The following is a 12,505-nucleotide window of genomic DNA, read 5'->3' on the forward strand; positions in this document are numbered from 1 at the left end:
ACCTACTCTTTTTATTTAATCTTTTAATATTTTTTCAAGTTCAGCTTCAAGTTTTTTAAGTGCATTTGCTCTGTGGCTGATCTTGTTTTTTACTTCAGGCATCTCAGCAAGTGTCTTTCCATACTCTTTTACGTAGAAATATGGATCATACCCAAATCCTGCACTTCCTCTAGCTTCTGTAAGAAGTTCTCCCTCTACTTCACCTCTAAATGAATATGCTCTTCCATCAGGTTTTCCTAAAGTTACTACACTTACGAATTTACATTTTCTATTTGTCTTTCCTGCCATCTCTTTCATAAGTTTCGCATTATTAGCTGCATCTGTTCCCTCTGGTGAAAATCTGGCAGAATAAACTCCAGGTGCACCATTTAATGCCTCTACACAAAGTCCAGAATCATCAGCAATAGTAATCATATTTGTAAATTTTGCTATTTCCAGTGCTTTTTTAGCAGAGTTTTCTTCAAAAGTCTTACCATCTTCAATTACTTCAAGTATTTCAATACCATCTTTTATTGAGTATATTTCAACATTTGGGACTTCTGAAAAAATTGCCTTAATCTCATCTACTTTATGTTTATTTCCAGTAGCTAAAAATATCTTCATTTTACTCACCTATAGTTTTATTTTGAATTTCAATAATCTCTTTAATTCCAACCTCTGCAAGATCTATTAATTCATTAAGTTGGGCTCTTGTATAAGTTGCCTCTTCTCCTGTACCTTGTACCTCTACAAATTCACCTTTGCTGTTCATTATGATATTCATATCAACTTCAGCCATTGAATCTTCTGAGTATTTAAGGTCCAACATAGGAGTTTGATTTACAATACCTACACTTATAGCTGCAACATTTGATTTTATAGGGTTTTCTTTTAATACTCCATCTTTCATAAGCTTTTTCATAGCAAGTGCAAGAGCTATAAATCCACCTGATATTGATGTAGTTCTTGTTCCTCCATCAGCCTGAATTACATCACAGTCAATTGTAACTGTTCTCTCTCCAAGTTTATCAAGGTCAATAGCAGCTCTTAGAGATCTACCTATAAGTCTTTGGATCTCCATTGTTCTTCCACTTAATTTACCTTTTGCTGATTCTCTTTGATTTCTTTCACCAGTAGCTCTAGGAAGCATTGAGTACTCAGCAGTAAGCCATCCTTTACCCTGATTTTTTAGAAATGGAGGTACCTTTTCACTTACACTGGCTGTGCATATTACTCTTGTATTTCCAAATTCCATTAAAACTGATCCTTCAGCATAGATATTAAAATCCTTTGTCACCTTTATATTTCTAAGCTGATTGACATTACGTCCATCTTCTCTAAGTTTCAAAGTTCTCATATCCTCTTCAATTATCATCTCTTTAACTTCCATAAACATCTCCTAAACAAATTCTTCTTCTTTTTTTATTTTTAAATTTACTTTCTTACCTAACTGAACATCATAAAGTCTTCTATATATTCCATTTTTATCTAAAAGCTCCTGATGTTTTCCTATCTCTTTTATCTCTCCATTTTCCATTACAACTATCTTATCAGCATTTATTATTGTTGAAAGTCTATGTGCTATTACAAAAGTTGTTCTATTTATCATAAGTTTATCCAGTGCATCCTGTACAAGTCTTTCAGATTGTGTATCAAGTGCTGATGTAGCCTCGTCTAATATCAAAATCTGAGGGTTTTGAATAAGTGCCCTAGCTATAGCTATCCTTTGCTTTTGTCCTCCAGATAGAAGGGTTCCACGCTCTCCTACCTCTGTTTCAAATTTTTCAGGAAGTTCATTTATAAACTCAAAGGCATTAGCCATCTTAGCTGCATTTTCTATCTCTTCTCTAGTTACATCACTTTTTCCAAAAGCAATATTTTCTGCTATTGTTCCAGAAAATAGGAAACTTTCCTGTGGTACTACTGCAATACGATCTCTATATTTTTTTAGTGAAATATTCTTAATATTTTTACCATTGATCAGAAGCTCACCTTTTTGTGCCTCATAAAATCTTGGGATAAGATTAACTATTGTTGTCTTTCCGCTTCCACTTTTACCAACAAAGGCAACTACTTCTCCAGCTTTAACATCAAGATTTATATCTTTTAAAGCATAATTTTCGTCATCATTGTATGAAAAATAAAGATTTTTAAATTTCATATCATGTATCTCATTTTCCAATTGAGCCTCTGTTCCGTAAAAATCATTTTCCATTGGAATATCAAGTATTTCAAGAACCCTGTCTGCTGATGGAACTGATTCCTGAAGGTCATTATTTTTAGCTATAAGTCTTTTTAATGGCTGACTCATAAGTCCCAAAGCAGTAACAAATGAAATCAGATCTCCTGCTGACATTGTCTGAGCAACAATTATCTGATATCCTCCATAAGATGCTACTAAAATTACCATAAGTGTTGTGATAAGCTCATTTATAGGTGATACTTTAGCTTTTATCTTCTTACTTCTATATGCTTTATTAAATTCATCCTGAGTAATAGTTTTAAACTTATCTATTATCATATTACTGTTGTTAAAAGCTTTTATTACAAATATTCCAGATAAACTTTCCTGAATATATGCAGTCACCTGTCCTGAAGTATCCTGTCTTACTCTTCCTGATTTTCTAATCTTTCTTGTATATTTTCTCACAGTTCCTATTACAAGAGGCATTACAGTAAGAGATAAAAGTGCTAAGATCAGATCTACCTGAAACATTCTAAAAAGTAACGCTATAACAGTAATTCCCTCTTTTAACATCTCAAATAATATAAATCCAATTTTTCCAAGCATTGCAGAGTCTCCAGAGAGTCTTGCCATTATATCTCCAAGTTTATGCTTTCTGAAATATGATATGGGAAGCTTCTGCAGATGATCAAATACATCTACCTTTATCTCCCTGTTAATTGTCTCAGTTATAAAATCTGAAGTAATATCTGAATAGTAACCTGCTGTAACTTTGATAACTGTAGCTACAAATATTGCTCCAACTACAATTACCATCATACGCATATCTCTATTTACCAAAACGTCATCTATAAGATATTTACTTAGCCATGCAGGAACAGCACTTGCACCAGATGTAAGAAGTGACAAGACTATTACTCCCAGCATTGTCCACTTATATCTCAAGCTGTATCTCATAAATGTGCTCAGGGATTTATTTTTTAATAAATTCAATTTCTTTTTCTCCTTTCACAAGGAAGTCTCCATAACTTTCTACAATATTTTTTCCAGAAAGTTTTTCCCTTACCTCGAATATATTTTTTTGTGTCTGTTCTCTATTTTCATCAAAATGGCTTATAGCTCTTTCTATCTCTTCTACATTGCATCTATCCTGTAAAAGTTCAGGGTATACTTCTCTATTTAAAGTAAGATTTGGAAGTGATACAAAGCCTATCTTTAATATATATTTAGCTATAAATGCATTAATAAAACCTGTTTTATATATAACTGCTGTAGGTATTCCCATAAGGGCAAGTTCCAATGTCACAGTTCCAGAAGCTGCCACAGCAGATTTAGAAACTTTTACACACTCTGGAAGAGTTTTCTCTGTTTCAATTACAAGATTTTGGTATAATGTATCTCCCAGCCATTTCATATGATCCTTAGATGATAATTTAAGTAAAAACTTCTCCTTTGGGTTTCTCTTTACAAGTTCCATAAGTACAGGTGCTAGAGATGTTATCTCCTGCTTTCTGCTTCCTGGAAGAAGAAGAATATGCTCATCTGTTCTCTCTTCAACTTTATATTTTTCTGCAAATGGATTTCCAAAATATATAGCATTTACTCCATGTTTTTTATAAAATTCCACTTCCCATGGAAAGATAACCATAATATGGTCTGCAAGTTTAAGTTTTTCTATTCTCTTTTCTCCCCATACCCATAATTTTGGCGGAATATAGTAAAATACCTCTATGTCTGGAATCTCTTTTTTTACAAGCTCCAGAAACTTAAGATTGAATCCTCCATAATCTACAAGGACTACCTTTTTTATATTCTCTTTTTTTATAAATTCAACATATTCAACAGCTTTCTTCTTTAAGAAACTATATTTTCTTATTATCTCTGTAAATCCCATAATTGCAAGTTCACTGATATCCTGAATCACGTGAACTCCTGCCTTTTTACAGTGCTCTCCTGCTACTCCATAAAATTCAACATCAGGATATTTATTTTTAACTGCATTTACAAGGTATGACAGATGCAGATCACCTGAGACCTCTCCTGTAGAAACAAAAAATTTCATTTCAATCTCCTTAACCTTTTATTCCAACTATAAAGATAGAATGAGTATGTGCAAGCTCAATGCACTCTTTCCTATCTAAAAAGAGCATCTTTCCTGCCTCGCCAACTATTCCCTTAGCTCCTATCTCTACAAGTCTTTTTATAGTATCTATTCCAACAGCTGGAATATCCACTCTCATATCCTGCTGAGGTCTTGACATTTTTACAACTATACAACCTTTTCCAGCAAGTTCGCCACCTCTTATTATAGTCTTGTCAGTACCCTCTATTCCTTCTAAAGCCACAACAGATGCATCTTTACATACAACAGTCTGACCTGCATCTACAAGACTTAAAGCCTTTGCAGCTTCCTTTCCTATTTTTATCGTTTTTATATCCTCTTCACTTGGTTTAATATCTGTATAACATCTATCCTCAAACATAAAATCTTTTATAAGATAGTTTTGAGGTAGAATCTTTATCCCATTGAGTTTAAAAAAAGCGATAACTGCAAAAAGGAGAGTCTCATCCTTTCTGTCTGGCAATTTTTCAAGAAGTTCCTCTCCGTATTTATCAAGTTTTAAATCCCTGAATATTATTTCTTTTTCTACTTTTCCCAACATTACCACTTTATCAATTCCATTTAGAAGAAAATGTTTAACAATATTTCCAACCTCTCCTATATTGAAAGTTTTGAAATTAGCTGTTTTTTTAACATCTTCATCTATTGTATCAAAAAGTCCTATTGGAAAAACTTCTATATTCTTTGCGTGTGCCTCTTCTATAAAATAGAGAGGTAACTTTCCATTTCCAACTATAATCCCTATTTTCTCCATTATCTAGTGATTCCTCTTTTACTATTTCTTATGAAATCAAGGAAATAGTCTACGTTTTCATCTCTTTCAATCTCTTCTTCAATCTGTGCTATTGCATCTTTTAATGGAAGTCCACTTCTGAATATAGTTTTATACACTTTTTTCAATTTTGAAATTTCCTCAGTTGAAAATCCCCTTCTTCTAAGTCCAACACTGTTTAACCCTCTAGCTACTGCTTTATTTCCTTCTGCCAATATAAATGGACAGATATCCTGGTTTACAGCACTGGCTCCACCTATCATTGAATATGACCCAATTCTACAAAACTGATGCACTGGAGTAAGCCCTCCTATTATAGAGTGGCTATCAACAACTACGTGTCCAGCTAAAGTTACGTTATTAGCTAATATGCAGTCATCTCCAACTATTACATCATGGGCCACATGTACATAAGCCATTAGAAGATTACCATTTCCAATTCTTGTTTCCCATCTATCATCTGTACCTCTGTGAATAGTTACAAACTCTCTTATAGAGTTATTATTACCTATTATAGTCTTAGTTGGCTCTCCCTTATATTTCAAATCCTGAGATGCCTTACCAATAGAGGCAAAGGAATATATCGTGTTATTTTCTCCTATCTCAGTGATTCCTTCTATCACAACATGAGATTGCAGAACAGTGTTTTTACCAATCTTTACATCTTTTCCTATAACACAATAGGGTCCTATTTTTACTCCGTCTTCGATGATAGCTCCTTCTTCTACTATAGCAGTACTATGAATATCTATCAAATCAATTGCCCCCTGTCCTTTATTTATCCATTATACAGAATGTAAAGTTAGCTTCAGCTGCCACTTTTCCATCTATATATGCTTTTCCTTGAGCTTTTACAAAGTTTCTTTTTATCTTTTCAACACCAACTTCATATACTATCTGGTCACCAGGTCTTACAGGAGTTTTAAATTTTGCTTTTTCTACCCCAACAAAGTATGGAACCTTTCCTTCAATACCGTCCATTACTAACACTCCTAGACATTGAGCCATTCCTTCTACAATAAGTACTCCTGGCATAATAGGATGTCCTGGAAAATGTCCTTGGAAAAATTCTTCATTTATAGTTACATTTTTTAACCCTTTTATAGTCTGCTCTTCCTTGTTTACTTCAAGAATTCTATCAACTAATAAAAATGGGTATCTATGTGGTATTCTCTTCATTATTTCCATAATATCTAACATATGTTTCCTCCTAGGTATTTTATTTTATATTTTACAGATTTTTAATTAATTTTGCAAACTCTATATCCAGAGCGTGTCCTGCCTTTATAGCTATTATATGCGCCTTTAAAGGTCTATTTAATATTTTTAGATCTCCAATAATATCAAGCATCTTATGTCTTACAAACTCATCTTCAAATCTAAGTCCACCAGGATTTAATACTCCATCCTTTGTTACAACTATTGCATTGTCAAGAGTTCCTCCAAGTGCAAGATTATTTTTCTTAAGATATTCTATCTCATAGTCAAATCCAAATGTTCTTGCTGGAGCTATCTCTTTTTTATAAGTTTTTAAGTCCACTTCAAATTCTGCAAGTTGTGATTTTAAAAATGAATGTTCAAATCTTATTGCATAAGTTACCTTATATCCATCATATGGAAGAGCTACTATATTTTTATCTCCAACAGTAAGGTATACTGGTTTTTTAATAACTATAGGCTCAACTTCACTTTCAAGTTCTTTTATCTTTGCTTTTTCAAAAAGCTCAATAAAGACCTTGGCACTTCCATCACAAATTGGAAGTTCATTCCCATTTAGTTCTACAACTAAATCAGTTATATTTGCAGCTGCAAGTGCTGATAGAAAATGTTCTATTGTGTATACCTTTGCACCATACTCATTTTGAAGATTTGTTCCACGAGTAAGGTCAAATGTATTTATTATATCAAGAGAAATTTCATTTTCTCCCTCTTTTAAATCTACTCTTTTAAAAACTATTCCACTGTCTCCAGGAAGCAGTCTCATTTTGATGTCTTCTCCTTTATGAAGTCCAACACCTGTATATTCTATCTCTGATGCTATTGTTCTTCTCTTCATTTTGCCTCCTTGTATACTAAGCTTTTGTCAGAAATTTATCTGCAACAGCCATTGCTATCTCTTTTGTTCCACCAACAAAGTTAATTGTAACTTTCTTATCATTTACATCTTTTACTACCCCAAGACCGAATTTCTTGTGTGTAACCTTTTCTCCAACAGAATAAGGAAAATCCTTAGCTCTTTTATTCAAATCTTCCATAGTGATAACTTTCTTAAATCCTTGTGTTCCACTGCTATAAGAATTCTTTGAGTAAGTTGTTGGTTTAGGCTCTACTACATTTGTCTTAGTAAGTTCTTTTGGTATCTCTTCTATAAATCTTGATGGTGTTCTGAAGAAATCCTCATTACCAAACATAAATCTTGAATTTGCATAACTTATATACAGCTGTTCTTCAGCTCTTGTTATTGCAACATAGCAAAGTCTTCTCTCCTCTTCTAGTTCACTTGGGTCAAACTCAACTTTTTTACCTGGGAAAAGTTCATCCTCTGCTCCAACTAAGAATACAACTGGGAATTCAAGTCCTTTTGAGTTGTGAATAGTCATAAGTTTTACATAGTCCTGTTCATCCTCTAAGTTATCAGTAGCACTTACTAAAGATATATTTTCAAGATACTCTCTTAAAGTCAGATTTCCTACAACATTTTCCAACTCAACTATTGAGTTCTTAAGCTCATCAATGTTATCAAGTCTATTTTCAAAATCATCATAAGTTGCTTTAAGATAATCTCTATATCCTATTTTACTCAATACCTCATCATATAGCTCTGATACTGGAAGTTCAGCACTTGATTGTATAAACTCATTCAGCATATTATAGAAATCCAAAAGTGTCATCTTAAGATTTGCACTTAATCCTGCTATTTCATGTGCTCTTCCTATTGCCTCAAATACTGATATATCCTGTTCCTTTGCAAATCCCTCTATCTTTTCAACTGATTTGTCCCCGATTTTTCTTTTAGGAACATTTAATATTCTATTAAGATTTAAGTTATCATCAACGTTATTTATAACAGATAGATATCCTACCATATCTTTAATCTCTGCTCTTTGATAGAACTGAACAGCTCCAAAAATCTTATAAGGGATATTATCTCTTAAAAATCTTTCTTCAAACATTCTTGACTGTCCGTTAGTTCTGTATAAGATTGTAAAATCTCTATATCTTCTACCTAGTGCCTTTCCTTTTATTATCTCAAGGGCAACAAAGTCAGCTTCCTGTCTGGCATCTGTACACTGCTCAATAGTGATTACATCTCCCAAACCTTTTTTTGTCCAAAGTTTCTTATCCTTTGCACTTTTATTATTTTTGATAACTGCATTTGCAGCATCCAGAATAATAGATGTAGAACGATAGTTTTCTTCCAATTTTACAACTTTTGCATCTCTATAATCCTTTTCAAAGTTAAGAATATTTTCTATATTAGCACCTCTAAATCCATATATACTTTGGTTTTCATCTCCAACTACACATAGATTTCTGTATTTTGCTGCTATCTTATTTACTATCTCATACTGAATTGTATTGGTATCCTGATACTCATCTACCATTATATATCTGTATTTATCCTGTACCTTTGCTAAGATATCCTTTAAATCAAGTAATTTATTAGCATTGACTAGAATATCTGAAAAGTCCATAGCGTTATTCTGCTTTAAAGTCATGTCATATCTTCTGTAGATTTCAGCTATTATCTTCCCATTGTCAAACTGATTTAATTTTTCATATTCATCAGGTGTTATCTTATCCTCTTTAGATTTAGAAATTTTACTTACTAAATCTCTCTCTTTAATACTTTTATCATCTTTTCTTCCAATATCCTTTAAGATATTTTTAACCACTCTTTTCTGGTCATCTACATCATATATAGTGAAGTTTGGACTATATCCAAGTCTGTCACCAAATACTCTTAATAATCTCAATGCAAATGAGTGAAATGTTGAAAGAGTAACTTTTTTACCATCTTCTCCTGCAAGGTCTTCAACTCTTTCCTTCATCTCTTTTGCTGCTTTATTTGTAAATGTAACAGCAAGTATGTTATAAGGAGAGATTCCCAGCTCCTTTATCATGTAGGCAATTCTGTAAGTTACAGTTCTTGTTTTACCAGAACCAGCTCCTGCAAGTATTAAAACAGGACCTTCAATTTTCTGGGCTGCCTCACGCTGTTTATCATTTAATTTATCTAAAATACTCATCAGTTTTTTCAACTCCTTCTAATAAACAATTATATCATAAATACTGCACTCTAATCAATTAAATAGTCCACGTGAATCATGACATCTTTTATATTTTCAAAATCAAGTATAAGTGACTCTCTTATACCATCTGCAAGGTTATGTGCATTGTATACTGTCATATCCTTTGGCACTCTTATGTGAAGGGACAAAAATATCTTATCTCCTGATTTTCTCATAAAGATATCATGTACATTTTTTACCTGGCTATTTTTTTCGATATATTCTTCAACACTATTTATAAATTCCTCATCCTGTTTATCAAGTATAATATTAGAAGTTTCAAATATTATAGATACACCCTCTTTAAAAATAAGAAGTCCAACAATAACACTGACAATTATATCAAATACAGGTGATACCCATATTGATAGTAAAATACCGATTATTACTCCACCTGATGAATACACATCACTTTTACTGTCTTTTGCATCAGCAATCAAAGCACTATTATCAGTAGCTAATCCAACTTTCATCTTATATCTGTACATAAAAAATTTGACAACCATTGAAATCCCAGCCCAAAGTATTGTCATATATGAAGGAGTAGTCTCATAATCTCCGCTTATTAATATTCTTACACTTCCCTTTATAAGTTCAAAGGCAGTAATTAAAAGGAATAATCCCATCATATTCCCTATTATACTCTCTATCTTTTCATGTCCATATGGATGTTCCTCATCTGCAGGTTTATTACTGAAATATATTCCAAGATATATAGCTGTTGAGCTTCCCACATCTGAAAGTGAATTGACCCCATCTGAAATAAGGGCTCTTGATTCACCATATATTCCCCCTGCTATCTTTAAAACTGCCAGAAATATATTCTGAATAATAGATGAAAGAACAACTTTTTTCCCCTCTCTCATTCTCTCATTTTCCACAAGGATATTATCCAGTTCAAGACATCCATCTTTTTCTCTAAAACCATACTTTTTCAAAAATGAACCTATGCTTTTATTGTTGCAAATTATCCTGTCTACATGCTTTTCTCTGGCGTGATTTACAACAAATTTTAAAATCTTTGTACCATAAGATTTATATCTCATTCCTGCTCTTACAAAAACCCTTTCAAGAGTGTAACTGTTATCCCCAACATTTACAAGAGCATATCCTATGATATTCCCATTTTCATGTATACAAAAATAACTTCCCTTCTCCTCATCAATAAAATCATGGTCCATTTCATGCAATTCTACTAAATCTTTTTTCATTTCATTAAAATTGAAAATTTTATACATAATTGACCCCCATTTATAAAAAAAGCCATGAAAACCAAAGAGGCAGTATCATATACCCGTAACAAATGCCTTAGTGCTGCTTCCTCCCGGACCTGACACGGTTCGACACCGCTACGCCATACGATTCCTCTCCGATTTCCATGACAACTAATTATAACAATAAAACTAAAATTCGTCAAACTTTTTTTCTACTTGAATATTTTATCTATAAGTTTTTCTGTAAAATCATCCTCTCCCTTGATATTAAACTTATCTAAAACATCCTGGATTTTATCTAAATATTTGCTCTGCTCATCAAATTGTCCTTCCAACTGTTCTAGGGCTTTTTTATTATCAGTTGTCAAAGCTTTTCTATATTGTTCCAGATTTTGTCTTCCCTCTCTTAACATATCCTGAGTAATCTTATCTCTCATATATCCCTTTTCTGAGTTAAGTGCTTTCATAATCTCTTGAGACAGGTTACTTTGAAGTTCAAGTTTACCTGAAGCTGAACTGTATTTGTATTTTACATTTCCAACTTTTACTTCACTTAATAAAGGTATAATCATATCTTTAAGGAATGGATTTTTTATTCTTAATTTTTGACTTATCTCATTACCATTTAATTTCATCTTGTGGATATACACATCACCTTTAAGGTATATGTTATCCCTTGTAAGGGTAATATTTTTCTTTAGTCCTGCCTGACCAGAAATTACATATTTATGAAGTACCTCTAAATCCTCAAGGTCTGAGAAATCAAATTTTGAAATATCTATTGATATATCTCCTTCAAGTCTCTTTAGATTTATAACTCCATCAACTTCACCATGGCTCTTATCTGAATCAGCTTTTAATGAGAAATCAATATCATTTAGATTTTTAGATAATCTGCTAGAGATATTATTTATCTGTCCCTCTACAACTACTCCGTAAAGTTCTGTTTTTAATACTATCTCCTCAGCAAAGAACTCCCAAACATCCTCTTGTGTCATATCTTCATCACGTCTTAATTCAAGCTCTTTCATAAGAGTTCTGTATCTTTCTACAAATTCATCTATACTTTCTTTATATATATCATTTAAATAGAAGTTTACCAGTGAGTCTAAATCAAGTACAATTAACTGTCCTCTATCTACTATCTCATTTACAGCACTCTCAAGACTTCTATCCATATCTTCATTTAGAATAATCTGTTGAAACTCATCTTTCATAGTCTCTCTATTTATAACTAATTCTTTACTTAGATTTTTAAAAGAGTGTGCAGCATTTCTTACTGCCTTTTCCATTCTTAATATCTGTAATGGATTTTTCTCCTTTGAAATCTTTTCATAAGTGTCTTTTATAACCTTGTAGTCTGGTGTGTTTTCAAGAGATTTTATTCTTTTTTCCCAGTAGTGTTTTCTCTCATTTAAGACTCCTTCAGTATCCTCATATTTTGCCTGAATCAAATCTTTTATAAGACCTTTACTTACATTTGCTCTGGCAGATATAAGTTCTTCTAAATCCTCTACTGCACTATTTTTAGCAGCATCAAGATTTGGTACTTCTACAGGAGCAGTCTCATCATCTCTCACCATATCTCCTATACTTCCATCAGTAGTTCTGTCAGTCATAAAGTTTATTCCTGAAAATTCAGCTTTGCTGATAAGAATCTTTTTATCCTTAAAATAGATATCGTAATCAGCTTCAAACTTATCAATTGACACAAAATTCTTTAATGTATTCTTTCTACTTGTAAAATCAATACCTCTTATAATGATATTTTTAGAAAATGGTGAAAAATCAACTTCACTAATATCTACTTTTCCTTTATTAATTTCAGTTAATTTTACTTCTAATACTTTTCTCACTATGAAGTTTCTTGCAAGAAATACTCCTGCAATAAGTCCCAATATTACAAGTACAGCTATCATCAACTTCTTTTTCATTATTTCC

The 12,505-nt window shown here is 32.4% G+C and carries 11 protein-coding genes and 1 other RNA gene; all 12 read right to left on the reverse strand.

The genetic code is table 11. The features are described from left to right. Window positions 1-15: 15 nt before the first annotated feature. The 12 genes from IX290_RS04930 to IX290_RS04985 all read right to left on the reverse strand — a co-directional run bounded on the left by IX290_RS04930 (window position 16) and on the right by IX290_RS04985 (window position 12,498). Window positions 16-603: an XTP/dITP diphosphatase gene (locus tag IX290_RS04930; RefSeq protein ID WP_211492105.1), complete on the reverse strand. Its 588-nt coding sequence runs from the start codon at window positions 601-603 to the stop codon at window positions 16-18. 1 nt (window position 604) lies between these two features. Continuing rightward, window positions 605-1,369 carry a ribonuclease PH gene (gene rph, locus IX290_RS04935; protein ID WP_211492106.1) on the reverse strand — a complete coding sequence of 255 codons (765 nt, stop codon included), beginning with the start codon at window positions 1,367-1,369 and terminating at the stop codon, window positions 605-607. Window positions 1,370-1,378: 9 nt separating this feature from the next. After that, window positions 1,379-3,121 carry an ABC transporter ATP-binding protein gene (locus IX290_RS04940; RefSeq protein ID WP_211492107.1) on the reverse strand — a complete coding sequence of 581 codons (1,743 nt, stop codon included), beginning with the start codon at window positions 3,119-3,121 and terminating at the stop codon, window positions 1,379-1,381. Between the two features lie 16 nt (window positions 3,122-3,137). Then, window positions 3,138-4,226, reverse strand: coding sequence for a lipid-A-disaccharide synthase (gene lpxB / locus IX290_RS04945; protein ID WP_211492108.1), 1,089 nt, complete (start codon window positions 4,224-4,226; stop codon window positions 3,138-3,140). A 10-nt stretch (window positions 4,227-4,236) separates the two neighbouring features. After that, window positions 4,237-5,040, reverse strand: a complete 804-nt coding sequence (lpxI, locus tag IX290_RS04950; RefSeq protein ID WP_211492109.1) for a UDP-2,3-diacylglucosamine diphosphatase LpxI — start codon at window positions 5,038-5,040, stop codon at window positions 4,237-4,239. Continuing rightward, window positions 5,040-5,813, reverse strand: a complete 774-nt coding sequence (gene lpxA / locus IX290_RS04955; protein ID WP_211492110.1) for an acyl-ACP--UDP-N-acetylglucosamine O-acyltransferase — start codon at window positions 5,811-5,813, stop codon at window positions 5,040-5,042. Before lpxA ends, lpxI begins: the two co-directional genes overlap by 1 nt. A 19-nt stretch (window positions 5,814-5,832) precedes the next feature. Continuing rightward, on the reverse strand, window positions 5,833-6,258 hold the full coding sequence (gene fabZ / locus IX290_RS04960; protein WP_211492111.1) for a 3-hydroxyacyl-ACP dehydratase FabZ: 426 nt from the start codon (window positions 6,256-6,258) through the stop codon (window positions 5,833-5,835). Window positions 6,259-6,289: 31 nt separating this feature from the next. Further along, the gene (gene lpxC / locus IX290_RS04965) at window positions 6,290-7,114 is read right to left on the reverse strand and encodes a UDP-3-O-acyl-N-acetylglucosamine deacetylase (protein WP_211492112.1); all 825 of its coding nucleotides are present in this window, start codon (window positions 7,112-7,114) and stop codon (window positions 6,290-6,292) included. 16 nt (window positions 7,115-7,130) lie between these two features. Then, window positions 7,131-9,308 carry a UvrD-helicase domain-containing protein gene (locus IX290_RS04970; RefSeq protein WP_211492113.1) on the reverse strand — a complete coding sequence of 726 codons (2,178 nt, stop codon included), beginning with the start codon at window positions 9,306-9,308 and terminating at the stop codon, window positions 7,131-7,133. 50 nt (window positions 9,309-9,358) lie between these two features. Next, window positions 9,359-10,588 carry a GNAT family N-acetyltransferase gene (locus IX290_RS04975; RefSeq protein WP_211492114.1) on the reverse strand — a complete coding sequence of 410 codons (1,230 nt, stop codon included), beginning with the start codon at window positions 10,586-10,588 and terminating at the stop codon, window positions 9,359-9,361. 33 nt (window positions 10,589-10,621) lie between these two features. Then, window positions 10,622-10,721: signal recognition particle sRNA small type (gene ffs, locus IX290_RS04980), an RNA gene on the reverse strand. Window positions 10,722-10,776: 55 nt separating this feature from the next. After that, window positions 10,777-12,498: a hypothetical protein gene (locus IX290_RS04985; protein WP_211492115.1), complete on the reverse strand. Its 1,722-nt coding sequence runs from the start codon at window positions 12,496-12,498 to the stop codon at window positions 10,777-10,779. Window positions 12,499-12,505: the final 7 nt, after the last annotated feature.

It is taken from the genome of Fusobacterium sp. DD2 (genome assembly GCF_018205345.1).
Lineage (GTDB): Bacteria > Fusobacteriota > Fusobacteriia > Fusobacteriales > Fusobacteriaceae > Fusobacterium_A.

What these genes read in the sequence shown, in the direction of transcription:
- IX290_RS04930 (WP_211492105.1), bottom strand. Translation starts at nt 603, where the DNA reads ATGAAGATATTTTTAGCTACTGGAAATAAACATAAAGTAGATGAGATT.
- rph (WP_211492106.1), bottom strand. Translation starts at nt 1,369, where the DNA reads ATGGAAGTTAAAGAGATGATAATTGAAGAGGATATGAGAACTTTGAAA.
- IX290_RS04940 (WP_211492107.1), bottom strand. Translation starts at nt 3,121, where the DNA reads ATGAGATACAGCTTGAGATATAAGTGGACAATGCTGGGAGTAATAGTC.
- lpxB (WP_211492108.1), bottom strand. Translation starts at nt 4,226, where the DNA reads ATGAAATTTTTTGTTTCTACAGGAGAGGTCTCAGGTGATCTGCATCTG.
- lpxI (WP_211492109.1), bottom strand. Translation starts at nt 5,040, where the DNA reads ATGGAGAAAATAGGGATTATAGTTGGAAATGGAAAGTTACCTCTCTAT.
- fabZ (WP_211492111.1), bottom strand. Translation starts at nt 6,258, where the DNA reads ATGTTAGATATTATGGAAATAATGAAGAGAATACCACATAGATACCCA.
- lpxC (WP_211492112.1), bottom strand. Translation starts at nt 7,114, where the DNA reads ATGAAGAGAAGAACAATAGCATCAGAGATAGAATATACAGGTGTTGGA.
- IX290_RS04970 (WP_211492113.1), bottom strand. Translation starts at nt 9,308, where the DNA reads ATGAGTATTTTAGATAAATTAAATGATAAACAGCGTGAGGCAGCCCAG.
- IX290_RS04975 (WP_211492114.1), bottom strand. Translation starts at nt 10,588, where the DNA reads ATGTATAAAATTTTCAATTTTAATGAAATGAAAAAAGATTTAGTAGAA.
- IX290_RS04985 (WP_211492115.1), bottom strand. Translation starts at nt 12,498, where the DNA reads ATGAAAAAGAAGTTGATGATAGCTGTACTTGTAATATTGGGACTTATT.